This window comes from Pseudomonas sp. Lz4W (assembly GCF_000346225.2).
Taxonomy (GTDB): Bacteria; Pseudomonadota; Gammaproteobacteria; order Pseudomonadales; family Pseudomonadaceae; genus Aquipseudomonas; species Aquipseudomonas paraversuta.
In genome coordinates this window covers 438,653-464,088 of the sequence record NZ_CP017432.1, presented here as the reverse complement: position 1 = coordinate 464,088, position 25,436 = coordinate 438,653, and the positions used below count along the sequence as shown (strand labels likewise).

At 59.0% G+C, this 25,436-nt stretch carries 22 protein-coding genes and 1 tRNA gene; 17 read left to right on the top strand and 6 right to left on the bottom strand.

Features of this window, described 5'->3' with window-relative positions:
- Positions 1-2 precede the first annotated feature (2 nt).
- Entirely contained in the window at positions 3-1,232 is a 1,230-nt protein-coding gene (locus B195_RS02175) for a multifunctional CCA addition/repair protein (protein WP_003444511.1), read from the top strand.
- 100 nt (positions 1,233-1,332) lie between these two features.
- Here the strand turns inward: B195_RS02175 and folK are convergent, their stop codons facing one another.
- Positions 1,333-1,857: a 2-amino-4-hydroxy-6-hydroxymethyldihydropteridine diphosphokinase gene (gene folK / locus B195_RS02170; protein WP_003444512.1), complete on the bottom strand. Its 525-nt coding sequence runs from the start codon at positions 1,855-1,857 to the stop codon at positions 1,333-1,335.
- Positions 1,848-2,201: a dihydroneopterin aldolase gene (gene folB / locus B195_RS02165; protein ID WP_003444513.1), complete on the bottom strand. Its 354-nt coding sequence runs from the start codon at positions 2,199-2,201 to the stop codon at positions 1,848-1,850. Before folB ends, folK begins: the two co-directional genes overlap by 10 nt.
- A 74-nt stretch (positions 2,202-2,275) precedes the next feature.
- On the opposite strand from folB, the gene plsY reads away from it, so the two are divergent.
- Positions 2,276-2,845, top strand: a complete 570-nt coding sequence (gene plsY, locus B195_RS02160; protein ID WP_003444514.1) for a glycerol-3-phosphate 1-O-acyltransferase PlsY — start codon at positions 2,276-2,278, stop codon at positions 2,843-2,845.
- Between the two features lie 55 nt (positions 2,846-2,900).
- Here the strand turns inward: plsY and tsaD are convergent, their stop codons facing one another.
- Positions 2,901-3,926 (bottom strand): tRNA (adenosine(37)-N6)-threonylcarbamoyltransferase complex transferase subunit TsaD, encoded by a 1,026-nt coding sequence (tsaD, locus tag B195_RS02155; protein ID WP_003444515.1) that lies wholly within the window; start codon positions 3,924-3,926, stop codon positions 2,901-2,903.
- 198 nt (positions 3,927-4,124) lie between these two features.
- Here tsaD and rpsU point away from each other — a divergent pair, with 198 nt between their 5' ends.
- The 14 genes from rpsU to B195_RS02085 all read left to right on the top strand — a co-directional run bounded on the left by rpsU (position 4,125) and on the right by B195_RS02085 (position 20,260).
- Positions 4,125-4,340, top strand: a complete 216-nt coding sequence (gene rpsU / locus B195_RS02150) for a 30S ribosomal protein S21 (protein WP_002551877.1) — start codon at positions 4,125-4,127, stop codon at positions 4,338-4,340.
- 473 nt (positions 4,341-4,813) lie between these two features.
- Complete coding sequence (gene dnaG / locus B195_RS02145; protein WP_003444516.1) at positions 4,814-6,778, top strand: DNA primase; 1,965 nt, start codon at positions 4,814-4,816, stop codon at positions 6,776-6,778.
- Positions 6,779-6,845: 67 nt separating this feature from the next.
- Positions 6,846-8,693: an RNA polymerase sigma factor RpoD gene (rpoD, locus tag B195_RS02140; RefSeq protein WP_003444517.1), complete on the top strand. Its 1,848-nt coding sequence runs from the start codon at positions 6,846-6,848 to the stop codon at positions 8,691-8,693.
- A gap of 343 nt (positions 8,694-9,036) precedes the next feature.
- Positions 9,037-9,113, top strand: a tRNA-Ile gene (locus tag B195_RS02135).
- Positions 9,114-9,314: 201 nt separating this feature from the next.
- Positions 9,315-9,767, top strand: a complete 453-nt coding sequence (locus B195_RS02130; RefSeq protein ID WP_003444518.1) for an Lrp/AsnC family transcriptional regulator — start codon at positions 9,315-9,317, stop codon at positions 9,765-9,767.
- Positions 9,768-9,935: 168 nt separating this feature from the next.
- Positions 9,936-11,618, top strand: a complete 1,683-nt coding sequence (locus B195_RS02125) for an NAD(P)/FAD-dependent oxidoreductase (protein WP_003444519.1) — start codon at positions 9,936-9,938, stop codon at positions 11,616-11,618.
- A 97-nt stretch (positions 11,619-11,715) separates the two neighbouring features.
- A complete protein-coding gene (locus B195_RS02120; RefSeq protein WP_003444520.1) occupies positions 11,716-12,510 on the top strand; it encodes a carbon-nitrogen hydrolase family protein in 795 nt (264 codons plus the stop codon).
- A 48-nt stretch (positions 12,511-12,558) separates the two neighbouring features.
- Entirely contained in the window at positions 12,559-15,006 is a 2,448-nt protein-coding gene (gene pqqF, locus B195_RS02115; RefSeq protein WP_003444521.1) for a pyrroloquinoline quinone biosynthesis protein PqqF, read from the top strand.
- Between the two features lie 151 nt (positions 15,007-15,157).
- On the top strand, positions 15,158-15,232 hold the full coding sequence (pqqA, locus tag B195_RS02110; RefSeq protein WP_003444522.1) for a pyrroloquinoline quinone precursor peptide PqqA: 75 nt from the start codon (positions 15,158-15,160) through the stop codon (positions 15,230-15,232).
- Between the two features lie 97 nt (positions 15,233-15,329).
- Positions 15,330-16,241 carry a pyrroloquinoline quinone biosynthesis protein PqqB gene (pqqB, locus tag B195_RS02105; RefSeq protein ID WP_004419441.1) on the top strand — a complete coding sequence of 304 codons (912 nt, stop codon included), beginning with the start codon at positions 15,330-15,332 and terminating at the stop codon, positions 16,239-16,241.
- Positions 16,242-16,305: 64 nt separating this feature from the next.
- Positions 16,306-17,058 carry a pyrroloquinoline-quinone synthase PqqC gene (gene pqqC, locus B195_RS02100; RefSeq protein WP_004419443.1) on the top strand — a complete coding sequence of 251 codons (753 nt, stop codon included), beginning with the start codon at positions 16,306-16,308 and terminating at the stop codon, positions 17,056-17,058.
- A complete protein-coding gene (gene pqqD, locus B195_RS02095; protein ID WP_004419445.1) occupies positions 17,055-17,330 on the top strand; it encodes a pyrroloquinoline quinone biosynthesis peptide chaperone PqqD in 276 nt (91 codons plus the stop codon). Before pqqC ends, pqqD begins: the two co-directional genes overlap by 4 nt.
- Positions 17,323-18,468 (top strand): pyrroloquinoline quinone biosynthesis protein PqqE, encoded by a 1,146-nt coding sequence (pqqE, locus tag B195_RS02090; RefSeq protein WP_004419448.1) that lies wholly within the window; start codon positions 17,323-17,325, stop codon positions 18,466-18,468. The genes pqqD and pqqE overlap by 8 nt, the downstream gene beginning before the upstream one ends.
- On the top strand, positions 18,434-20,260 hold the full coding sequence (locus tag B195_RS02085) for a S9 family peptidase (protein WP_004419450.1): 1,827 nt from the start codon (positions 18,434-18,436) through the stop codon (positions 20,258-20,260). The genes pqqE and B195_RS02085 overlap by 35 nt, the downstream gene beginning before the upstream one ends.
- 83 nt (positions 20,261-20,343) lie before the next feature.
- On the opposite strand, the gene B195_RS02080 is transcribed toward B195_RS02085, so the two are convergent.
- On the bottom strand, positions 20,344-20,502 hold the full coding sequence (locus B195_RS02080) for a YqaE/Pmp3 family membrane protein (RefSeq protein ID WP_004419451.1): 159 nt from the start codon (positions 20,500-20,502) through the stop codon (positions 20,344-20,346).
- A gap of 175 nt (positions 20,503-20,677) precedes the next feature.
- Positions 20,678-21,952 (bottom strand): aspartate aminotransferase family protein, encoded by a 1,275-nt coding sequence (locus B195_RS02075; RefSeq protein ID WP_004419453.1) that lies wholly within the window; start codon positions 21,950-21,952, stop codon positions 20,678-20,680.
- Positions 21,953-22,181: 229 nt separating this feature from the next.
- On the opposite strand from B195_RS02075, the gene B195_RS02070 reads away from it, so the two are divergent.
- The gene (locus B195_RS02070) at positions 22,182-23,084 is read left to right on the top strand and encodes a LysR family transcriptional regulator (protein ID WP_004419455.1); all 903 of its coding nucleotides are present in this window, start codon (positions 22,182-22,184) and stop codon (positions 23,082-23,084) included.
- Positions 23,085-23,426: 342 nt separating this feature from the next.
- Here the strand turns inward: B195_RS02070 and B195_RS02065 are convergent, their stop codons facing one another.
- Positions 23,427-25,205 carry an acyl-CoA dehydrogenase C-terminal domain-containing protein gene (locus B195_RS02065; protein ID WP_004419457.1) on the bottom strand — a complete coding sequence of 593 codons (1,779 nt, stop codon included), beginning with the start codon at positions 25,203-25,205 and terminating at the stop codon, positions 23,427-23,429.
- Positions 25,206-25,436 lie beyond the last annotated feature (231 nt).

The window sequence follows — 25,436 nt, the reverse complement described above, 5'->3', positions numbered from 1 at the left end:
TTATGCAGATTTATAAAGTTGGCGGTGCCGTAAGGGATCGCCTGCTGGGCAAGCCCGTCACTGATATCGATTGGGTAGTGGTCGGCGCAACAGTCGAACAAATGCTCAGCAAAGGGTTTCGCCCCGTGGGCTCGGACTTTCCGGTATTTCTTCACCCTGTAACCGGGGAGGAATACGCACTGGCCCGCACAGAGCGCAAAAGCGGCCAGGGCTATGGCGGCTTCATCTTTCATGCAAGCCCCGACATTACCCTTGAACAAGACCTGATCCGGCGCGACCTGACCATCAACGCAATGGCTGAGGACGACTCAGGCAATTTGACCGACCCTTTCCATGGTCAGCGCGATCTGGAGGCGCGGATTTTACGCCATGTTTCACCCGCATTCGCCGAAGATCCCCTCCGGGTATTGCGAGTTGCCCGGTTCGCCGCGCGCTATGCCGGACTCGGTTTCAGCATCGCACCCGAGACCCTGGAGCTGATGCGCCAACTGTCTCGCTCAGGCGAACTGCAAGCACTGACCCCGGAGCGTTGCTGGAAAGAAATCTCCCGGGCCCTGATGGAAGATCAGCCTCAGGTATTCCTGGAAGTACTGCGCAGCTGCGAGGCTCTGGAAGTGCTGCTACCGGAGATCAATGCCCTGTTTGGTGTACCTCAGCCTGCTGCACATCACCCGGAGATCGACAGCGGCGTACACACCTTGAGCGTGCTTGAGCAGGCAGCCCTGCACAATCAGCCACTGACCGTGCGCTGGGCCTGCCTGCTGCATGATCTGGGCAAAGGGCTTACACCTGAAAAGGACTGGCCAAGACACATTGCCCACGAGCACAAAGGGCTGCGCCTGATCAAAGCGGTCAACGAGCGCTACAAAGTGCCGCGCGACTGTCAGGAACTGGCACTCCTTGTGGGCGAATATCACACCCACGGCCACCGCGCTCTGGAACTCAAGGCATCAACGCTACTGGAACTGCTGCAGCGCTTTGACGTATATCGTCGACCGCAGCGTTTTGAGGAGTTTATCGTAGCCTGCGAGATGGACGCCAAAGGGCGCCTGGGACTGGAGAATCGCCCGTATCCACAGGCCGATTACCTGCGCGGAGCTGCCAAGGCTGCCCAGGCCGTGGCCGTCCAGCCTTTACTTGAGCAGGGTTTCAAAGGCCCTGAACTCGGGGAAGCGCTAAAGCACGAACGGCTAAAGGCGCTGCAAGCCTACAAAGAAGCAGCAAAAGCCTGAGACATCGCTCTTGTAGTCGATGGCGCAGGCTGCGCCAAGGGCCGAAGGACCTTCACAGCAGGGTCGCCAGGCAACCCATCGCAGCCTGCACCAGCGACTACTAAGGCAAAAGCATCCCGGCCGGGGTCAACTGCTCCCCCCGCCATTCAAATGCTGCAGGCGCCAGAACTTGATCGATCTGTGCTTCTGCCCACATCTGAGCCAGAGTCTTGCCCACGCCCGGATGCACCTTGTCTGGCGCTATCAACGATAAGGGCCACAAGACAAAAGCATTTTTGAGAATCTCTGCACGGGGCAAAATCAAGCCATCAAAGTTGCCTTCCAGATCACCGTAAAACAACACGTCGATATCCAAAGGCAAACCTTTGCGATCTTGGGCATAACGTCCGTTATCCGCCTCGATCAACTTCAAACGTCGACTTAGTTCAGCCAGCGGAAAGTCAGTTTTTGCCGACACCACCAGGTTGAAAAAAGGCCCGCTCCTGATGCCCACCGGCTGACTTTCAAACACTGCAGAACAGCTCATGTCCTGCAAAAATCCAGCAAGGGCGTCAAGCCCGGCGCACAAATGCTTTTCACGCTCGACATTACTGCCCAGCCCGAGGAAAACCTGAGTTAGCGACATCCGCGCTCAATCTCCACGCCCACACCGGTGGCCGCCGAAACGGCGCCGGGCTTGGTCAGCTTCAGATGCAACCACGGAATATTGAATTCAGTCATCAGCACTTCGGCCAGACGCTCAGCAAAAGTCTCCACCAACTGGAACTGAGCTGCCTCGGCAAATGCCTGGATTCGCGAAGAAACACTCGCGTAATCCAGGGCCAGCGTCAGGTCATCACCGGCCGCAGCCGGGCGATTATCCCACGCGAAACTCAGGTCAAGCCGCAAGCACTGGCGGATGCCACGCTCCCAGTCATAAGCACCGATCACGGTGTCAACTTCCAGGCCTTCGATAAACACTCTGTCCAAGCACTTTTCTCCGCAGCACGACAAGGGCGCAATGCGCCGTTAGAATCAGGGCGTCCTCGCCCGGAATAGTTAGCATGTTTTGGTTACTGGCGATTTTCGCCTACCTGCTTGGCTCTCTGTCCTTCGCCATTTTGCTCAGCCGCCTGACGGGAAATCCCGACCCGCGAATGAGTGGCTCGGGCAATGCCGGCGCGACCAATATGTTGCGCCTTGCCGGCAAAAAGCTCGCCGTCCTGACTCTGCTCGGCGACCTGTGTAAAGGCTTGCTGCCTGTACTTTTGGCCAACCAGCTCGGTCTCCCGCTCCAGCAACAAGCCTGGATCGGTATCTGCGCCGTCTTCGGCCACATGTACCCGTTGTACTTCCGCTTTCGCGGCGGCAAAGGCGTTGCCACTGCCGCAGGCATGCTGGTGGGACTCTACCCGCCTGCCGCCCTGCTGGCCGTTGCCGCATGGCTACTGACCTTCCAGCTAAGCCGCACCAGCTCACTGGCAGCGTTGATAGCCACACCTCTGACCCTGCCATTGCTGGCCTGGCAAGAGCCTGCTGCCCTGCTGCCCATGTGCGCCTTGACGGCGCTGATTGTATGGCGCCACCGCAGCAATTTACGCGACCTGATGGCCGGGCGCGAACGGCATTTCTGAATAGCGCGCATGAAATACGCTCACGCAACACCGACTCATGCCTTACGCCCCGCACTCACAGCGGCTTCAATTGCTCCATCGGCCAGCGCGCCTGCACACTGATCGCCAGGCTTTCATGCTGACCGGCCTGCAACCGCTGGCAGCCGGCAAAGGCAATCATTGCGCCGTTGTCCGTACAAAACTCCGGTCGGGCGTAGTAAACATTGCCATTCATTTCGCCGAGCATTTTTTCGAGCGAAACCCGCAGCGCCTTATTGGCACTGACCCCGCCCGCAATCACCAGACGCTTCATGCCTGCGTGCTTCAAAGCCCGCTTGCACTTGATGGTCAAGGTCTCGACCACCGCCTGCTGGAACGCCAGAGAGATATCGCAACGGGTCTGCTCTGTGTCATCACCAGCCGCCACACAGCGCTGCCAGGTATTCAAGGCAAAGGTTTTAAGGCCGCTGAAACTGAATTGCAGCCCCGGACGGTCAGTCATGGGCCTGGGGAACACAAACCGCCCCGCAACGCCCTGAGCGGCCAGTCGCGCAATCTCAGGGCCGCCCGGGTAGTTGAGCCCCATCATCTTCGCCGTCTTGTCGAATGCTTCTCCGGCCGCGTCGTCCAGGGTCTCGCCCAACAACTCGTATTGGCCGATGCCATCCACACGCACCAACTGCGTATGACCGCCCGACACCAACAAAGCGACGAACGGGAATTCCGGGGGCTGCTCTTCCAGCATTGGAGCCAACAAATGGCCCTCCATGTGGTGCACACCCAAGGCCGGAATACCCCAGGCAAACGCCAGCGCCTGGGCACATGAAGCCCCAACCAGAAGGGCTCCGACCAATCCAGGCCCTGCCGTGTAGGCGATCGCATCAATCTCTGTAGGCACACAGCCAGCCTCAGCCAGCACCTGACGAATCAAGGGCAGCATGCGCTTGACGTGATCCCTTGAAGCCAGCTCCGGAACCACACCGCCATAAGCGCGGTGCAAGTCGATCTGACTGAACAGTGCGTCGGCCAAAAGCCCGCGTTCACTGTCGTAAAGCGCGACGCCGGTCTCGTCGCAGGAGGTTTCTAATCCCAGTACTAGCATGGGTTTACGCCTTGTAGAGGCTAAATTCGAAGGCGCGCATAATAGTCGCCACTCCCGCCCCCGGCCAGCGGTTTTCGATCAGAGGCTTTGCATTCCGGGCGATGAGGGGTTAACATCCGCAACCCTTAAAAACCGACGTCTTCCAACGCGATTTTGCCTTGAGACGTTGACCCCGGTAATGAATGAAGGTAGCTCTGGATGCCAGCCGTCAAAGTAAAAGAGAACGAACCCTTCGACGTAGCTCTGCGTCGTTTCAAGCGCTCCTGCGAAAAAGCCGGTGTTCTGGCTGAAGTTCGCAGCCGCGAATTTTACGAGAAGCCGACTTCTGAGCGTAAGCGTAAAGCAGCAGCTGCTGTTAAGCGTCACGCGAAGAAAGTTCAGCGCGAGCAGCGCCGCGCCGTTCGTCTGTACTAATACACAGACGTTCGAAGCACGCTTCTGCCAAGCCCGGCCTAAAGCCGGGCCGTAGGCAGTTGCAGCTTTAGTTACATGTTTTATTGTCAAGGCCGCAGATGCGACCGCGACAAAACGCTACATCACGTCAGACCTGGCCTAATAGCCAGCGGTGCACGTCTTTACTGACGAGCCTTCCAAGGCTACCGACGAGCACACCCCTCTGATTTTCCCAAAGACGATCAGCCCAAGGTACCTCTCCAGTACCTGCTTATGAGCTATCCGAGACCAGCCATTGGTCAATGCCGGACTCAGAGCGCGACACCTATCGAAGCCATTTACCCTGATTAAAAATAAATCAGTGACGTTTCGACAGATACACTCCCCCAACATGATTGAGCAGACGTCCCGCGATCTGGCAGCACACTTGCCTGCACGTACGACGACCAAGCCCTCATGCGGGTTAATTTCTGCGCAGAGATGACGAGAACGCCATGGCCGGGTTAATCCCCCAGAGCTTCATTGACGACCTTCTTAACCGTACCGATATCGTCGATGTCGTCAGCTCACGCGTGCAAATGAAGAAAGCCGGCAAGAACTACACCGCCTGCTGCCCCTTCCACAAAGAAAAAACACCATCCTTCAGCGTCAGCCCCGACAAACAGTTCTATTACTGCTTCGGATGCGGCGCAGGAGGCAATGCCCTCGGCTTTATCATGGACCACGACAACCTGGACTTCCCCCAGGCTGTAGAGGAACTGGCCAAAGCCGCGGGCATGGAAATCCCCCGGGAAGAAAGCGGCCGCCCACACAAGCCAAGACAGCCCACCGACTCTCCGCTCTACCCGCTTCTGACAGCCGCAGCCGACTTTTATCGCCAGGCCCTAAAAGGCCATCCGGCACGCAAAGCGGCCGTGGACTACCTGAAGGGACGCGGCCTGACCGGCGAAATAGCCCGCGACTTCGGACTGGGCTTCGCCCCGCCCGGCTGGGACAACCTGTACAAGCACCTGAGCAGCGACACGCTGCAACAAAAGGCCATGATCGACGCCGGCCTGCTGGTCGAAAATGCCGAAACCGGCAAACGTTATGACCGCTTTCGCGATCGAGTCATGTTTCCGATCCGCGACAGTCGCGGCCGCATCATTGCTTTCGGCGGCCGGGTACTGGGCGACGACAAACCAAAATACCTGAACTCCCCCGAAACCCCGGTCTTCCATAAAGGCCAGGAACTGTACGGGCTGTTCGAAGCGCGCAAATTCAACCGCAGCCTCGACGAAATCATCGTCGTCGAAGGCTACATGGATGTTATCGCTCTCGCCCAGCAAGGCCTGCGCAATGCCGTGGCCACACTCGGCACGGCAACCAGCGAAGAACACATGAAGCGCCTGTTCCGCGTGGTGCCCAGCGTCCTGTTCTGCTTTGACGGTGACCAGGCCGGCCGCAACGCTGCCTGGCGCGCACTGGAGGCGACCCTGCCTTGCCTGCAGGACGGCCGTCGCGCGCGCTTCCTGTTCCTGCCCGAAGGCGAAGATCCGGACACGCTGGTGCGTTCCGAAGGCACTGACGCCTTCAAGGCGCGTATCAACCAGCATGCACAGCCGCTGGCCGATTATTTCTTCCAGCAACTGACAGAAGAGTCCGACCCGCGCTCGCTTGAAGGCAAGGCCCACATGGCAACCCTGGCAGCACCGCTGATCGATAAAGTCCCGGGGGCCAACCTGCGGACCCTGATGCGCCAACGCCTGAGCGAGATAACCGGCCTCACCAGTGAAACCGTCAGCCAGCTGGCGCAGAACGCACCCGCAAAGGCGCAGGCGCAACCTGCTTATGACCCGGGCATTGATTACGACGGCATGCCTGACTACAGCGACTTCCAGCAACCGGACACCTACCTCCCCCAACAGGAGTGGGCGCCGAAAAAACCTGGCGCTGGCGGCAAGAAGTGGGAAAACAAGCCCTGGGACAAAAAATCCAAGCGCGGCGGCGACAATGACCAGCCCCGCGGGCCACGCATCCCGGCAGCGGTCGAGCCGCCAACCCTGGCCGCCCTGCGCACACTGCTGCATCACCCGCAACTGGCTGCGAAAGTTGAAGATGCCGGGCACTTTGCCGCAGAAGACCAGACTAATAATCAACTGCTGATCGCTCTGGTCGAGGCCGTACAGAAAAATCCTAAGCTAAGCTCTATTCAGTTGTTATCCCGTTGGCACGGGACTGAACAGGGTCGTTTATTGCAAAGATTGCTTGAAAAGGAATGGTTAATTGATGCCGACAACCTTGAACAACAGTTTTTCGACACTATAACTAGCCTGTCAGCTCGCCAACGCGAGCGAAATCTGGAGCAACTTCTTCGAAAAGCACGTCAAGGCGAGCTCAGTACCGAGGAGAAAAATCAGTTACGCGACCTTCTAAGTCGCAATAATCCCGCATCAAACCCGACCTCAACTGGCGCGTGAGGTCATAGCTAAGGTATAATCCTCGGCTTGTTTTTTGCCCGCCAAGACCTTCAGTGGATAGGGTGTTATGTCCGGAAAAGCGCAACAGCAGTCTCGTATCAAAGAGTTGATCACCCTCGGCCGTGAGCAGAAGTATCTGACTTACGCAGAGGTCAACGACCACCTGCCCGAAGATATTTCAGATCCGGAGCAAGTGGAAGACATCATCCGCATGATTAATGACATGGGGATCCCCGTACACGAGAGTGCTCCGGATGCGGACGCCCTTATGTTGGCCGATGCTGACACCGACGAAGCAGCTGCTGAAGAAGCAGCTGCCGCGTTGGCGGCAGTAGAGACCGACATTGGTCGTACTACCGACCCTGTACGCATGTATATGCGTGAAATGGGCACGGTAGAACTGCTGACACGTGAAGGCGAAATCGAAATCGCCAAGCGTATCGAAGAAGGCATCCGCGAAGTGATGGGCGCAATTGCGCACTTCCCTGGCACGGTTGACCATATTCTCTCCGAGTACACTCGCGTCACCACCGAAGGTGGCCGCCTGTCCGACGTTCTGAGCGGTTATATCGACCCGGACGACGGTATTGCGCCGCCCGCAGCCGAAGTACCGCCTCCTGTCGACCCAAAGGTGAAAGCCGAAGGTGACGACGAAGAGGACGAAAAGGAAGAGTCCACCGAAGAAGAGGAAGAGGTCGAAAGCGGCCCTGACCCGATCATCGCGGCTCAGCGTTTCGGCGCCGTTTCCGATCAGATGGAAATCGCTCGCAAGGCACTGAAAAAGCACGGTCGCGGCAGCAAGCAGGCAATTGCCGAGCTGGTTGCACTGGCCGAGCTGTTCATGCCGATCAAACTGGTCCCGAAGCAATTCGAAGGCCTGGTTGAGCGTGTTCGTAGCGCCCTGGAGCGTCTGCGTGCGCAAGAGCGCGCCATCATGCAGCTGTGTGTACGTGATGCACGCATGCCGCGCACCGACTTCCTGCGCCTGTTCCCGGGTAACGAAGTCGACGAAAGCTGGAGCGACGCGCTGGCCAAAGGCAAAAGCAAATACGCTGAAGCCATTGGTCGCCTGCAACCGGACATCATCCGTTGCCAGCAGAAGCTGTCTGCACTGGAAGCTGAAACCGGCTTGAAGATTGCCGAGATCAAGGACATCAACCGTCGCATGTCGATCGGTGAGGCCAAGGCCCGCCGCGCGAAGAAAGAGATGGTTGAAGCCAACTTGCGTCTGGTGATCTCCATCGCCAAGAAGTACACCAACCGTGGCTTGCAGTTCCTCGACTTGATCCAGGAAGGCAACATCGGCTTGATGAAAGCGGTAGACAAGTTTGAATACCGCCGCGGCTACAAATTCTCGACTTATGCCACCTGGTGGATCCGTCAGGCGATCACTCGCTCGATCGCCGACCAGGCCCGCACCATCCGTATTCCGGTGCACATGATCGAGACGATCAACAAGCTCAACCGCATTTCCCGCCAGATGTTGCAGGAAATGGGTCGTGAACCGACCCCGGAAGAGCTGGGCGAACGCATGGAAATGCCTGAGGATAAAATCCGCAAGGTATTGAAGATCGCTAAAGAGCCGATCTCCATGGAAACCCCGATCGGTGATGACGAAGACTCCCATCTGGGCGACTTCATCGAAGACTCGACCATGCAGTCGCCAATCGATGTAGCCACCGTTGAGAGCCTTAAAGAAGCGACACGCGACGTACTCTCCGGCCTCACCGCACGTGAAGCCAAAGTACTGCGCATGCGCTTCGGCATCGACATGAATACCGACCACACCCTTGAGGAGGTTGGTAAGCAGTTCGACGTTACCCGTGAACGGATTCGTCAGATCGAAGCCAAGGCGTTGCGCAAGCTGCGCCACCCGACGAGAAGCGAGCATCTGCGCTCCTTCCTCGACGAGTGATACCAAAACCCCCGGCCCTGCCGGGGGTTTTGCTTTATAGCAACCTGCCCTCCCCGTTCTTTCGCCTGCCAGGCGCATGTCACGTCCGCAGACCACTCCATGACTGCAACCTCTTGCCCCCTGCCTGCGAAGAAACCCCCGACAAAACCATCATTAGCGACGAGTGCCGAGACCTGGGCTCGACAGGATTTTCTTGCCGCACAAAGCTGCGAACGGATACAGACCCGCATCGCCAGCACGGCGCAAACCGCAAAAAATCGCAGAGACCATTGTTCACGCCTCTATTTCAGACTTTTCGGATAGCACTCACGAGAAACCATCGTTATAATCCGCGACCTACTGAGGGCCTATAGCTCAGTTGGTTAGAGCAGGGGACTCATAATCCCTTGGTCGTAGGTTCGAGTCCTACTGGGCCCACCATACTCAAAGCCGCGCACTGCGCGGCTTTCGTGTTTCTGGCTCCAGCGCAGCAGCGCTGGCTCGCCTGCGGCCGACACTTCTTCCGCCATCTGAAAGTCCCGGGCGCTTAAAACAACAGGCTGATCTATTGCACCTGCAACCACGAGCCGTCAGGCCATGTACCATGACCACCCGCGTCACCAATGCCACAGGAGCCCTCCCTTGTCTGATGCCCACCCGCCCGCGCTGGATGAAACCGACCGCCAATTGATCGGGGCCCTGCAACTCAATGCCCGCGAAAGCGTGGCAATGCTGGCTCGCCAGCTGGGGATCGCGCGCACCACGGTGACCTTGCGGCTGGCACGACTGGAGAAAACCGGAGTGATTACCGGCTATGGCGTTCGCCTGGGCCAGCGACTGATTGATGGCGGACTGCAGGCCTATGTGGGCATCACCGTGCAGCCGCGCGCGGGCAAAGAGGTGGTCAGACGCCTGAGCGCCATGGCCCAGGTCCAGCAACTGTGTGCAGTCAGTGGCGAGTTCGATTATGTGGCCTGGCTTCGCAGCGACTCTCCCGAGCAGCTGGATCAATTGCTGGATCAGATTGGCAATGTCGAAGGTGTTGAAAAAACCACCACCTCGATCATTCTCAGCAGCAAAGTCGACCGCGGGTAACTTTTTAACCGTCCTACACAACAATATGCAGTCTATATTCGTCACATTGACCAATAAACAGTCATAACGACGACACATTGCGCCTTATTAACGTGTTCTGCGCTCCCTATCATGGTGCCTGTCTTTTCCTATACTCAGCGTTAAACGCGGGTCGCCAGCAGGTCAGCCATGAACAAGAATAATCGCCACCCCATCGACGGAAAAAAACCCATCACCATCTTCGGCCCGGACTTTCCGTTTGCCTTTGATGACTGGATTGAACACCCGGCTGGCCTGGGCAGTATCCCGGCCGACAAGCTGGGGACCGAAGTCGCGATCGTCGGCGCCGGCATGGCCGGAATGGTAGCGGCATACGAGCTGATGAAGCTGGGCCTCAAACCCGTAGTGTATGAAGCCTCAAAGATGGGTGGACGCCTGCGCTCGCAGGCCTTCGAAGGCAGTGAAGGGGTGATCGCCGAGCTGGGCGGCATGCGTTTCCCGGTGTCCTCGACCGCGTTTTACCACTACGTCGACAAGCTGGGACTGGAAACCAAACCGTTCCCCAACCCATTGACGCCCGCGTCGGGCAGCACCGTTATCGACCTCGAAGGCCAGACTTTCTACGCACAGAAAATGGCGGACTTGCCTGCACTGTTCCAGGAAGTCGCCGACGCCTGGGCCGATGCCCTTGAGTCAGGTTCGCGCTTTGGTGATATTCAGCAAGCCATCCGCGACCGTGACGTACCTCGCCTCAAAGAGCTGTGGAACACTCTGGTTCCGCTGTGGGACGACCGCACGTTCTACGACTTTGTCGCTACGTCAAAAGCCTTCGCCAAACTGTCGTTCCAGCACCGTGAGGTATTTGGCCAGGTCGGCTTTGGCACTGGCGGATGGGACTCCGACTTCCCGAATTCGATGCTCGAGATCTTTCGTGTCGTGATGACCAACTGTGACGACCATCAACACCTGGTGGTTGGCGGAGTTGAGCAAGTCCCGCTGGGCATCTGGCGTCATGCACCCGAGCGCTGCGCACACTGGCCCGAGGGCACCAGCCTCAGCTCATTGCATAACGGTGCCCCGCGCACCGGGGTCAAAGCCATCTCCCGCGCACCTGACGGACAGTTCTGCGTCACCGACAACCTCGGTGTAGTGCGCTCCCATGCAGCCATTTTGATCACCTGCCAAAGCTGGCTGCTGACCACCCAGATCGAATGCGAAGAATCGCTGTTCTCGCAAAAAGTGTGGATGGCCCTGGACCGCACACGCTACATGCAGTCCTCGAAAACTTTTGTCATGGTCGACCGCCCGTTCTGGAAAGACAAAGACCCGGAGACCGGCCGCGACCTGATGAGCATGACCCTCACCGATCGCCTGACCCGTGGCACCTACCTGTTTGATAACGGCGACAACAAGCCGGGGGTCATCTGCCTGTCGTATTCGTGGATGAGCGATGCACTTAAAATGCTGCCACACCCCGTAGAAAAGCGCGTGAAACTGGCGCTCGACTCGCTGAAAAAGATCTACCCCAAGGTGGATATCGCCAGCCGCATCATTGGTGACCCGATCACCGTGTCCTGGGAAGCCGATCCGCACTTCCTTGGCGCCTTCAAAGGGGCGCTGCCAGGGCACTATCGCTACAACCAGCGCATGTATGCACACTTCATGCAGCAGGATTTACCCGACGAGCAGCGCGGAATCTTCATTGCCGGCGATGATGTGTCCTGGACACCGGCCTGGGTGGAAGGCGCGGTGCAGACCTCATTGAATGCGGTATGGGGCATCATGACCCACTTCGGCGGCAGCACCCATGCCGAGAACCCGGGGCCAGGCGATGTATTCCATGAAATCGGCCCGATCGCCCTTCCGGACTGAACACCGCCGTGATACTCCCATGACCCTTGAGTCTGGCTGACCCAAGGGTTATGGAAGTCACCGCCACAAACAGTCAGCACTTACACCGGAGAACCCCATGCGCGTCGCCCTTTATCAATGCCCGCCCCTGCCGCTGGATGTCGCGGGCAACCTGCAGCGCTTAGGCAATATTGCGCGGCAATCCAAAGATGTCGACTTGCTGGTGCTGCCCGAAATGTTCCTCACGGGCTACAACATCGGCGCCAGGGCCGTGGCCGAACTCGCACAGACCCACGACGGCGACGCTGCGCAGCAAATTGCCGAGCTGGCCAAAACCACCAACAAGGCGATCGTGTACGGCTACCCCGAGCGCGGTGCCGACGGGCACATCTATAACAGCGTGCAGTTGATCGATGCCCATGGCAAAAGCCTGTGCAACTACCGCAAGACCCATCTTTTCGGTGAACTGGATCACTCCATGTTCAGCCAGGGTCCCGATGCGTTCCCGGTTGTCGAGCTCAATGGCTGGAAGCTCGGCCTGCTGATTTGCTATGACCTGGAGTTCCCGGAAAATGCCCGGCGTCTGGCCCTGGCCGGTGCAGAACTGATTGTGGTGCCCACTGCCAACATGGTGCCCTACGACTTTATCGCCGATGTCACCGTGCGCTGCCGCGCCTTCGAAAACCAGTGCTTCGTGGCTTACGCCAACTATTGCGGGCATGAAGGAAATATCCATTACTGTGGTCAAAGCAGTATCGCCGCCCCCAACGGCCGGCAGGTTGCCCTGGCCAAACAGGACGAAACCTTGATTGCTGCGACCCTCGAACACCCGCAACTGCTGGCTGCCAAAACCGCCAATTCCTACCTCGCCGATCGCCGCCCAGAACTTTACAACGAGCTGACCAAGCGCTAATTGCCCGTAATCCGCTAGCATGAGCGCTTCTCTGTTCCGGAAGTGCCCATGCCTGCGCTGAACCACCCTCACACCCAACGCTCGACCCTGAACAACGGTCTGAGTCTTTCTGTACGCCATGAGCCGCGCCTCAAGCGTTGCGCGGCCGTATTGCGCGTTGCCGCAGGCAGTCACGATGTGCCCGCCGCCTGGCCCGGCCTCGCGCATTTTCTGGAGCACTTGCTGTTCCTCGGCACGGAGCGCTTCCCGGCACAAGACAACCTCATGGCCTACGTGCAACGCCATGGCGGCCAAGTGAATGCCAGAACCAGCGAGCGTCACACCGACTTCTTCTTTGAGCTGTCAGCCGATACCTTTGCCGGCGGTGTTGAGCGGTTGTGCGACATGCTCGCGCATCCGCGCATGAATTTGGATGAGCAACTGCGCGAACGCGAAGTACTGCATGCCGAATTTATCGCCTGGGCTCGTGAGCCCTCGGCACAGCACCAGCTAAAACTGCTGCAACCCCTTAATCCGGCACATCCGCTTAGGGCTTTCCATGCCGGTAACCGTTACAGCCTGCCAATACCTCGCCAGAGTTTTCAGCAGGCGCTGCAGGACTTTTACCAAGCGTTCTATCAAACCGGGCAAATGAGCCTCAGCCTGACGGGGCCGCTATCCGTAGATCAACTGACCGCACTGGCTGAACACAGCTGCGCCGAACTACGACGCGCAGAAACCGTTGTACAGAGTGCGCCCCCCCGATTGATGACTGATGCCGGGCCGGGCTATCAACACATCGACGGCCAGCACCTGAACCTGATGTTCGCCTTCGAGCAGCTGCCGCCCGCCTCCAGACAGGCCCTGGACTTTCTGTGCCACTGGATCAATGCCGATAAACCCGACGGCCTGGTGGCCCGGCTATGCCAGCAGCAACTGATCACTAACCTGAAAGCTGCGGTGCTGTATCAGTTCAAGGGGCAGGCCCTGTTGCAAATCGAGTTCAGCGCAGCTGCCGAGATCACTCAGACCGCAACACAGATAAGCGAGATGTTCTACGACTGGCTGGCGTTCTTCAGCACTCAACAAGACTGGCCCGCTCTGCGGGAGGAGTTTCGTTTACTGCAACAGCGTCAGATGGAAGTTTGTGGCGCAATGGAACTGGCCCGCCTGGACTGCGAGCAAGCTGAGGGGCCGTTGTCGGATCAAGCCGTGGCGGCCCTTAAAGCCATACTGGGGCAGATGCAGCCCGTGCCGGTCTCGACCTGCCGGCACACCTGGCAATTGCCGGCGGCCAATCCATTTTTGCGCGCACCAAAAGAGCCGGTCAGTGCCGGCCTGATTCGCGGGCAAACCAGTGCTCACCGTGGCTTGCGCACCTTTGCTCAGGACCGTTTGCGCAGCCGTCGCGATATGTCCGCAATGAACTTCAGTTCGGCGGTGCCTGCCCATAACGGCGAAGCAGCGATTTACCTGCGCTGGCGCTTGCACACAACACCTGCAGACGGCGTGCTGTCAGGCCTGGAAAACAGCCTGCGCCCACTGCAGCAAGATGCCCGTGCGGCCGGGGTCGAACTGTCGTTCAGCCCTTGCGGCAATGACTGGCTGCTGAAACTGCAGGGCTTTCAGATGCCCATGCCCGCCATTCTCGAACACGCTCTGCGCGCACTGGCTACGCCCTCGACCGGGCCATTGACTAACGCCCCCCCTGCCAGGCCATTGATACCCATTCGCCAATTGCTCAAGCGCCTGCCCGAGGTCTGCCAGCCTGGTAGCGACTATGTGGCCGGCGATCTGCAGCAGTGCTGGGCCACGGCGCAGTGGGACGGGCTGGCTGTCGGTTTGCCCGCCGCCACCCAGTCGCTGATCACAGCGGCACTGGCCAGAGTTCCCGGCACCCCGGATGCACAGATCAGACAGGAGCCCGAATCTGCAAACCGGCACTTCTGGCACACCGAACCCTGCGATTCCAGCGAACAGGCCCTGCTCCTATTTTGTCCTTCGCCAGTGGGCAATCTCGGCGCTGAAGCGGCCTGGCGCCTGCTGGCCCATATCGCCCAAACCCCGTTCTATCAGCGGCTAAGGGGCGAGCTGCAATTGGGCTACGCGGTGTTCAGTGGTTTGCGCCAAATCAATGGCCAGACCGGCCTGCTGTTCGGCGTGCAATCACCCCACGCCTCAACGGCTGAAATCTTCGGGCACATCCGGACCTTTCTCGCCGATTTGCCGCAATTGGTCAGCTCGCTGGATGAAACTTCTTTCACCCAGGCTCGTGATGCCTTGGCACGGCAATTCTCGACCGAGGCCCTGGGCGCGCTCCAGGCCGCTGAGCTGTCGTGGCAAGCCAAACTGGCAGGCCACCCGTCGGATTACCTCGAGGCCCTCTACGCCGCGCTTCTGGCGCTGGAACCAGGCACTACACTGAAAGCGGCACAGCACATTGCCCAGGCTGATATCGGCTACTTGTGCCTCGCAACACACACTGCAACTGAAACGTTTTATCAGGGGAGAAGCTGATCGTTACCATCTGTGTAACGAGCTTTTTCCGACATTGGTCGTTCAAGAACGGTCTGATTTAGTAACATGATCGCCTAAGCACAGGAACGACTCCCTCGGGAGCCGGACTAACGTTAGAGACCCCACCCACTACCGCTGAAGGAGTTACCTCATGGCTTGGACAAAACCTGCTTACACTGATCTGCGTATTGGCTTCGAAGTCACCATGTATTTCGCTAGCCGTTGATCTGCGCTGCTTCTGTGCACAACAGAGCTGAGCAGAGCAACCCAACGCCTCGGTTCGCCGGGGCGTTTTTATTTTCAGAATTGCAAGAGAGCATGCCATGTTTGTCCAGATTCTAGGTTCCGCCGCTGGCGGCGGCTTCCCGCAGTGGAACTGTAACTGCGTCAACTGTGCGGGTTTTCGCGATGGCACACTGAACGCCAAGGCCCGAACCCAGTCCTCGATTGCAATCTCCGATGACGGCGTGAACTGGGTTCTGTGCAACACGTCACCCGACATTCGTGCGCAACTGCAAAGTTTTGCCCCCATGCAGCCAGGCCGCGCCCTGCGTGACACGGGGATCAGCGCCATTGTTCTGATGGACAGCCAGATTGACCACACCACAGGCCTGCTGAGCCTGCGCGAAGGCTGCCCCCATGACGTGTGGTGCACCGACATGGTTCATGAAGACCTGAGCACCGGCTTCCCGTTATTCACCATGCTCAAGCACTGGAACGGCGGTCTCAACTGGCACCGCATCGAGCTTGAAGGCACGTTCACCATCCCGGCCTGCCCGAACCTGCGCTTTAGTCCTCTGCCCTTGCGCAGTGCTGCGCCGCCCTATTCTGCGCATCGCTTCGACCCGCACCCCGGCGACAACATCGGCCTGATCGTCGAAGACCTGCGCACCGGCGGCAAACTGTTCTACGCCCCGGGACTGGGCAAGGTCGACGGGCCATTGCTGGACATCATGGCCGGCAGCGACTGCCTGCTGGTGGACGGCACGCTGTGGGACGACGACGAAATGCAGCGCCGTGGCGTCGGCACCCGTACCGGTCGTGAAATGGGCCATCTGGCACAAAACGGCCCCGGTGGCATGCTCGAAGTGCTTGAGCAATTGCCCGGGCAGCGCAAAGTCCTGATCCACATTAACAACACCAACCCGATCCTCGACGAAGACTCTGCCGAACGTGCCGAACTGGCCCGCCGGGGGGTTGAAGTGGCCTTTGACGGCATGAGTATCGAGCTCTGACCCGCAAAACCCTGTAGTCGCAGCCAGCGGCAGCGACTGCAAAAACGTATTTTCTGGAGGCACCATGACCCACGCCCCTCTCAGCACCACCGAATTCGAAGCCGCCCTGCGGGCCAAGGGCGCCTACTACCACATCTATCACCCTTATCAGGTGGCGATGTACGAAGGCCGCGCGACCCGCGAGCAGATTCAGGGCTGGGTCGCCAACCGCTTCTACTATCAGGTGAATATCCCGCTCAAGGACGCCGCTATTCTGGCCAACTGCCCCGACCGGGAAGTACGCCGCGAGTGGATTCAGCGCATGCTCGACCACGACGGCGCCCCCGGCGAAGACGGCGGTATCGAAGCCTGGCTGCGGCTGGGCCAGGCAGTAGGGCTGGACCCGGAGCAACTGCGTTCCCAGGAACTGGTCCTGCCCGGCGTTCGCTTTGCCGTGGATGCCTATGTCAATTTCGCCCGCCGCGCCAGCTGGGAAGAAGCCGCCAGCAGCTCCCTGACCGAGATGTTCGCGCCGCAGATCCACCAGTCACGGCTCGACAGCTGGCCGCAGCACTACCCGTGGATCGATCCTGCCGGCTACGAGTACTTCCGCACCCGCCTGGGCCAGGCCCGGCGCGATGTGGAACATGGGCTGGCGATTACCTTGCAGCACTACACCACTTACCAGGGTCAGCAACGCATGCTGGAGATTCTGCAGTTCAAACTGGACATTCTCTGGAGCATGCTCGATGCCATGACCATGGCCTACGAGCTGGACCGCCCGCCCTATCACAGCGTGACCGACCAACGGGTCTGGCACAAAGGAATCACCCTATGAGCTTCGATCGCAGCAAAATCCCGACCTGGCGCCAGGGCTATCGCTTTCAATACGAGCCCGCGCAAAAAGGCCATGTGCTGCTGTACCCCGAAGGCATGATCAAACTCAACGACAGCGCGGCATTGATCGGTGGCCTGATAGATGGCCAGCGTGACGTAGCCGCCATTATTGGTGAACTGGACCAACAGTTCCCCGGCGTACCCGAGCTCGGCGCAGACATCGAGCAATTTATGGAGGTCGCTCGTGCAGAGCACTGGATCGAACTTGCCTGACAGCCGTATCCCGCCCAAACCGGAAATCGGCCTGCCGCTCTGGCTGCTGGCCGAATTGACCTACCGCTGCCCGCTGCAATGCCCCTATTGCTCCAACCCGCTGGACTTCGCCCAGCAGGGCAAAGAGCTAAGCACCGAGCAATGGTTCAAGGTGTTCCGTGAAGCCCGGGAAATGGGCGCCGCCCAGCTCGGTTTTTCAGGGGGCGAACCGCTGGTGCGTCAGGACCTCGCCGAGCTGATCGCCGAAGCCCGCAAGCTGGGCTTCTACACCAACCTGATCACTTCCGGCATCGGCCTCACCGAGCAGAAAATCAGCGACTTCAAAAAGGCCGGCCTGGACCATATCCAGATCAGTTTCCAGGCCAGTGACGAACAGGTGAACAACCTGCTGGCCGGTTCGAAAAAAGCCTTCGCGCAAAAACTTGAAATGGCCCGCGCCGTGAAGGCCCACGGCTACCCGATGGTGCTGAACTTCGTCACCCATCGGCACAATATCGACAAGATCGATCGCATTATCGAGCTGTGCATCGCCCTTGAGGCCGACTTCGTCGAGCTTGCCACCTGCCAGTTCTACGGCTGGGCCCAGCTCAACCGGGTCGGACTGCTGCCGACCAAAGAACAGCTGGTGCGGGCGGAGCGCATCACCAATGAATACCGGGCCAAACTGGCCGCCGAAGGCCATCCCTGCAAACTGATTTTCGTCACCCCGGACTATTACGAAGAGCGACCCAAGGCCTGTATGAATGGCTGGGGCAGCATCTTTTTGACCGTGACACCTGACGGCACCGCCTTGCCGTGTCATGGTGCACGGCAGATGCCGGTCGAGTTCCCCAACGTACGCGACCACAGCATGCAACACATCTGGTATGACTCCTTCGGCTTCAATCGTTTTCGAGGCTATGACTGGATGCCCGAGCCTTGCCGCTCGTGCGACGAGAAGGAAAAGGACTTTGGCGGTTGTCGTTGTCAGGCCTTCATGCTCACGGGCGATGCCAGCAATGCGGACCCGGTTTGCAGCAAATCGCCACAACACGACTTGATTCTCAAGGCGCGCGAAGAAGCCGAGCACGCCACCCAGACCATCGAACAACTGGCGTTCCGAAATGATCGAAACTCACGTCTCATCGCAAAAGGCTGAACCTTTCAGTGCCGCACTCGCCGTAGCCGCCGGGGTCGATTTCGCAGAGCTGCGGGTCGGCCCAAAAGGGCTGTTCTGGAATGAGTACCGCCCCACCGACGCGGCCTGTCGCATCTGGCACTGGCGCGACGGCCAGGCACATTGCCTGACACCCGAGGGTTTCAGTGTTCGCAGCCGGGTCTACGAGTACGGCGGCGGCGCGTTCTGCCTGAGCGATAACGGGGTGGTGTTCGTCAACGAATCCGACCAGCAACTGTATCTGCAAACCCTGGATGACAAGGCCCCCCAGGCCCTGACCCGGGGCATTTGCCGCTATGGCGATGTGCAATACGCTGACGGGCACATACTGGCCGTCGAGGAAAATGTCGAAACCCATCGACTGGTGAGCATCAGCCTCAAGACCCTTGAGCGCCGGGTACTGGCTGAAGGCGCCGATTTCTACGCGGCGCCCACCCTGAGCCCAGACGGTCAACGCCTGGCCTGGATCGAATGGAGCCGGCCGCATCAGCCGTGGACGTCGACCCGCCTGATGCTGGCGGAAGGTAACATCGATGGGCACTGGAATACCCCACGCTGCATCGCCGGAGATCTGCGCGAAGAGTCGCTGCAACAGCCGCGCTTCGACGAATACAGTCGCCTGTATTGCCTTACCGATCGTGCCGGCTTCTGGCAGCCCTGGGCACAATTTGCCGAAGGCCTGATACCTGCGCCAAGTGCCGCCGCCGATCACGCCCCGGCACCCTGGCAACTGGGCGCAAGTACCTGGCTGCCCCTGGGCGACAAGGCCTATCTGGCCAGCTGGACCGAGGCCGGTTTCGGACGCCTGGGCATCCATACGCCTGACGGCCATCTTGAAGATTACACCGCAGACTACAGCCGCTTTCGCTCCCTGGCGCTGGATGATGAGTTCATCTATTGCATTGCCGCATCACCGGTCAGCCCCTCGGCCGTCATTGCCATCCGCCGCCACGACAAACAGATCAACGTTTTGGCCGGTGGCATTGCGCCGCTCCCCCCCGGGCAAATCAGCCGGCCACATACCCTGCGCTACCCGTCCGGGGGCGGCGAAGCCCATGGCTTTTTCTACCCGGCAATGCACGGCGAAACCAAACCGCCATTGCTGGTGTTTGTTCACGGAGGCCCGACATCGGCCTGCTACCCGATGCTTGACCCGCGTATCCAGTACTGGACCCAACGCGGCTTTGCCGTCGCCGACCTGAACTACCGCGGCAGCAGTGGCTATGGCCGGGAATATCGCCAGGCCCTGCATCTGCAATGGGGTGAAGTGGATGTTGAAGACGCCTGCGCCGTGGTCAGCTACCTCGCGGCACAGGACTTGATCGATGGCGAACGCGCGTTTATTCGTGGCGGCAGCGCGGGTGGCTACACCACCTTGTGCGCGCTGGCATTCCACAATGTCTTCCGCGCGGGCGCCAGTCTGTACGGGGTCAGCGATCCGGTCGCCCTGGCACGCAGCACCCACAAGTTTGAGGGCGATTACCTCGACTGGCTGATCGGCGACCCGCAACGGGATGCCGAACGCTACGCGGCCCGCACCCCGTTACTGCACGCCAGCCAGATCCGCGTGCCGGTGATTTTCTTCCAGGGCGAGCTGGACGCCGTGGTGGTCCCGCAGCAGACACGGGACATGCTCGAGGCGCTGCAATACAACGGCATCCCGGCCCGGGCGCATTACTATCCCGATGAACACCACGGGTTTCGCAGGGCCAAAAACCAGGAACACGCACTGGAACAGGAATGGTTGTTTTATAGCGAGTTGCTGGCCAGATAACCCCTGGACTGCACACCACCTGCAGGAACGAGCTTGCTCGCTCCTGCAACGTCAGCGGCGCATCAGGAAGTTCCGGCCACAGGTTAGCGCTTGGCGATGATCCACACCGCGTGCACGATCCCCGGGATGTATCCGCACAAGGTCAGCAGAATATTCAGCCAGAATGCGCCGGCAAATCCCACTTGCATGAACACGCCAAGTGGAGGGAGCAAGATCGCAAAAATGATTTTAATAAGGTCCATGAGTTCAGCTCCCAATTAATAGCGGGCCCAATCGGGCCCTACAGTTAATCGACTGCGCACGTGATTAAAAGGTTCAGTCGGCACTCATCCGGGACAAAAAAACGCCCCGTGCCAAACAAAACTGGCACAGGGCGCGCGGTACACCGCGAGACGGTTCATTGAATTCTGTATGGCTCTAGATTCTGCGGCACTGCAATTGTGCTGTCCGTACCCGGGCAAACGCCCGGGCCAGACGCAGCAGCATCTCATCGATGTTGCCTTTACTGACACACAGCGCAGGGGTGAAACGCAGACAGTCGGGCTGCGGAGCGCTGATCAGCAAACCTTCGTATAACGCCGCCTTTACCACTGCCTGCGCCGAATCATCCGACAGGGTCAGCCCCCAGAACATGCCCTGACCACGCAGTTCGCCCTGGGCATAACGGCTTGCCAGACGGGCCAGCCCCTCGCGCAAGTAGTGACCGGTGTCCCGCACCTGCTGCAAGAAACCTTTTTCCAGCAGCGTCTCAAGCACCGCACCACCGGCAGCGGTCATCAATGCATTGCCATGATGGGTGCCACCCAGCTCTCCCGGTTCCAGGCAACAGGCCTTGCCACGCGCCAGTAACGCGGCCAATGGCACGCCGCCGCCCAGGCCTTTGCCCAGGGTTACGATGTCGGCACGTACGCCGTAGTTCTGTTCTGCCAGCAAGGTGCCACAGCGGCCCATACCGGTCTGGACTTCATCCAGAATCAGCAAGATGCCCAACTCGCGACACAGGCGTTCGACGCCCTTGAGGTAATGCCCGGTCGCCGGAATCACACCGGCATCGCTCTGTACCGGCTCCAGCATGATGGCCACGGTCTGCGCATCGACGGCGGCGTGCAGCGCCGGCAGGTCGTTGAACGGTACGTTGATAAAGCCCGGCAATTGCGGTTCAAAGCGATTATCAAAGGTGCCGCAGCCGGAGGCGGACATCGCGCCAAAGCTGCGACCGTGGCAACTTTGGGTGGCGGTAATAACTCGGTGGGCACCGCCACGATGCAACTGGCCCCACTTGCGCGCCAGTTTGATCGCGCCCTCGTTGGCCTCGGCTCCGGTATTGAGAAAATGCACCTGGTCACTGCCGGTGCTTGCGCACAAGCGCTCGGCCAGGCCCAACATGCCCGGATTGTAAAAAGCCGACCCGGGATTGATCAGTGCCTGCGCCTGATCTGCCATCGCCTTGATCAATACGGCCGGGCTATGCCCCAGGCTATTGACTGCACCGCCCTGGTAAAAGTCCAGATAAGCACGGCTTTCACTGTCCCACAGCCACGACCCCTGGCCCCGCACAAAGACTTGAGCCGCGCGCTCCACGCTGGGCATCAGGCAGGCCCGGGACTGGCGGCTGTCATGAACTGACGGAACGGACTCAGCCTCCAGCAGGTGATGGCTGGATCGGGGGCGACGCAGGTTGAACAGGTTCATGCAGGCAGACCTTGTGCTCATAAGCAGATCCGATATGCAACCGTGAGTCTTGTGCATGGGTGACAACGCCACCGGCAAAACGTATTGCCTTTCCTATGCAAAAAACCTCGTGCAAATCAGTAATCTTCTGGCTCTCAGGCTCTACGGCCCTTGTGGAATGGGGGTAGACTAGGCGTCGTCGGGCCTTTGAGCCATTTCGTTTTTTAAGCATTTTCGATAAGCATTACTTATGGATTTCAAGCAACTGCGTTATTTCGTCGCGGTCTACGAAGAAGGCCATGTGGGCCGTGCTGCCGAGCGTTTGTCCATCTCGCAACCGGCGCTCTCGCAACAGATACGCCACCTGGAGCACAACCTCGACGTCAGCCTCTTTGAGCGCAGCAGTAAACGCCTGCTACCGACGCTCGCTGCGCATACCTTGTACAACCACGCCTTGCCACTACTCGATGGTCTGCAACGGGCCAAAGAGGCTCTAAGCAACTTCCAGGGCCAGGCCCTGCGCACCATTGCCATCGGCGTGCTGCAAACCGTGCATACCAGCCTGGTGCCGCAAATGCTCGAACGCGTGCGTCAGGCCCAGCCGCATCTGGTGGTGCAAATCTACGAACTGACCGGCATCGAGATTGAACGGCGCCTGCTCAATGGTTCCCTCGACATCGGGATCAGCTATCTGCCGCCACGTCAGCCGGGGCTGAACGGCATGTTGCTGTACGAAGACGAGTTGCAACTGGTAATTCCAGCCGACCATCCGTTACGCGAATTCAAGAAGGTGTCACTGACCCAGGCTGCCGAACTGCCGATGTTGCTGCTGGGGGAGGAGTTTCAGGTGCGGCAAATCTGGAAGAGCCAGCTCGCGAGCCTGGGCCGTCGGCCACAGGTTCAGGCTGAGCTGAACACCATGGCCGGAATTCTCGAAAGCCTGCCCCATACCAGGCTGGCGACCGTACTGCCGGGGCGCTCGCGCCAGGAACATGAAAATCAAGTACTGCTCTGGAAGCCCCTCAGTGAACCGCGGGTGCCGCTGAAGGTGGGGTTGGTGTGTCGCGATGTACAGCGCCAGCAAGCGACGCTCGAATTACTGCGCACATTGCTGGAAGACGTGAGGCATCCCAAGGATGCAGCGCTGTTGTAGTGCAAACCGGCTTGCAGCGGTGCAGCAAGGGCGGCCATCTGAACAAAAACGATGATGCCATCGCCGCCAGGCCGGCTCCCGCAGGATATCTATTGTCGGCCGGGGCCCAGCAAAATTCAGACGCACAAAAAAGAAAACCCCGCCTAGGCGGGGTTTTGCAGACTGTTTCCCTGACATCCTTTTCACTCCGCCTTCCTGGCAGAATCCTACGTGTCCCTGTTGTTGCTTTGAGCTTCCTGCTCTACGTCCCTGATAAGTAGATTACCCATGGATCCAATCTGGCGATATGGGCGAATGGCAGTACGCCATGTAAGCAAATGCTTACATGGCTCTGAAATGATTTCAGAAGTGCGCTTCGTCCAGCAGGTAAAGCGACTCGCTACCAGCCTTGACCGAGGCGCTCAGCGAGTGAATACGTGGCAGCAAACGCGCGAAGTAGAAGCGTGCAGTGCCCAGTTTGCTGACATAAAAGGCTTCTTCGGACTCTTTGCCCAAAGCAGCCTTGGCCATCAATGCCCACATGTAGGCATAGGTCGTGTAACCAAAAACCTGCAGGTACTCGACCGATGCCGCGCCGATTTCATCGGGATTATTTTGCGAGCGGTCCAGAACCCAGGCTGTCAGTTGGTCAAGGGTGTCCAGAGCGGCCGCCAGGGGCTGGGTAAACTCGCTCAAGTCGCTGGATTGCGCTGCGATGAACTGGCGGATTTCATCGGCAAACATCCGGTAGTAAGCCCCGCGGTTGCCAACCACCTTGCGGCCCATCAAGTCCAGCGCCTGAATGCCGTTAGTGCCTTCGTAGATCTGGGTGATACGCACATCGCGCACCAGTTGCTCCTGACCCCACTCACGAATATAGCCATGGCCGCCAAACACTTGCTGGCCATGCACGGTGGTTTCCAGCCCCAGATCGGTCAAAAAGGCCTTGGCCACAGGGGTCAGTAACGCCACCAGGGCATCGGCCCGTTCACGCGCCGCCGGGTCTTCGCTGAACTTGGCAATATCCAGCTGATTGGCGACATAGGTGGAAAATGCACGTCCGCCTTCGTTGCAGGCTTTCATGGTCAGGAGCATGCGGCGTACGTCAGCATGAACGATGATCGGGTCAGCCACTTTGTCCTTGGCCTGAGCGCCGGTTGCAGCACGCCCTTGCAGGCGGTCGCGGGCGTATTCCACCGCGTTCTGATACGAGCGTTCGCCCGAGGCCAGGCCCTGAATACCGACGCCCAGACGCTCGTAGTTCATCATGGTGAACATCGCGGCCAATCCACGGTTGGGCTCGCCCACCAGATAACCCACGGCTTCGTCGAAGTTCATGACGCAAGTGGCTGAAGCCTGAATTCCCATTTTGTGTTCGATGGAACCACAGGTAACCGGGTTGCGCTCACCCAGGCTGCCATCGGCATGCACCATGAACTTGGGCACCAGAAACAGCGAAATGCCTTTGGGCCCCGCCGGAGCATCCGGCAGTTTGGCCAGGACCAGATGGATAATGTTTTCGGTGAGGTCGTGCTCGCCACCGGTGATGAAAATCTTGGTGCCACTGACTTTGTAGGAACCATCAGCCTGAGGCTCGGCCCTGGTGCGAATAATCCCCAGATCGGTACCGGCATGTGGCTCGGTGAGGCACATGGAGCCCGCCCACACCCCCGAATACATATTGGGCAGGTAAGTGGCTTTCAACTCTTCACTGGCGTGAGCGTTGATCGATACACAGGCCCCGGCCGTCAGCATGGGATACAGGCCGAAAGCCAGGCTGGAGGAGTTGATCATTTCTTCAACCTGGGCCGATACCGACTTGGGCATGCCCATTCCGCCGAACTCGGGGGCGCCGCCCACGCCGACCCAACCGCCTTCAGTGTAGGTCCTGTAGGCATCGACGAAACCGGCTGGCGTAGTGACTACGGTGTCTTTCCAGTGGCAGCCTTCTTCGTCGCCGCTGCGGCTCAACGGCGCGATGCTTTTGGCAGTTACTTTGCCCGCCTCCTCAAGAATGGCTTCAACAGTTTCAACATCGACGGTTTCTGCTAATGCAGGCAATTGCGCCCAAAGAGAGGCGACCTCGAAAACCTCATTGAGGACGAAGCGCATATCGCGCAGGGGCGCTTTGTAATCAGCCATGGCAAACCTCGTAATCTGTAAACGTTGGAGCCCGTAGGGCAATTGAAACCGGCACTCAGTCTAGCTTAACGACGATAGTGATACATAGGGTCAAGCTGTGACCAGACATAATATTTAAGTCATGCCCTGCAGGAGCGAGCTTGCTCGCGAGGCGTTTTTATAAAAAGCTCGCGAGCAAGCTCGCTCCTACAAGGGGGGATGTGGATGGCGCACAATAAAAAAGCCGCGTCC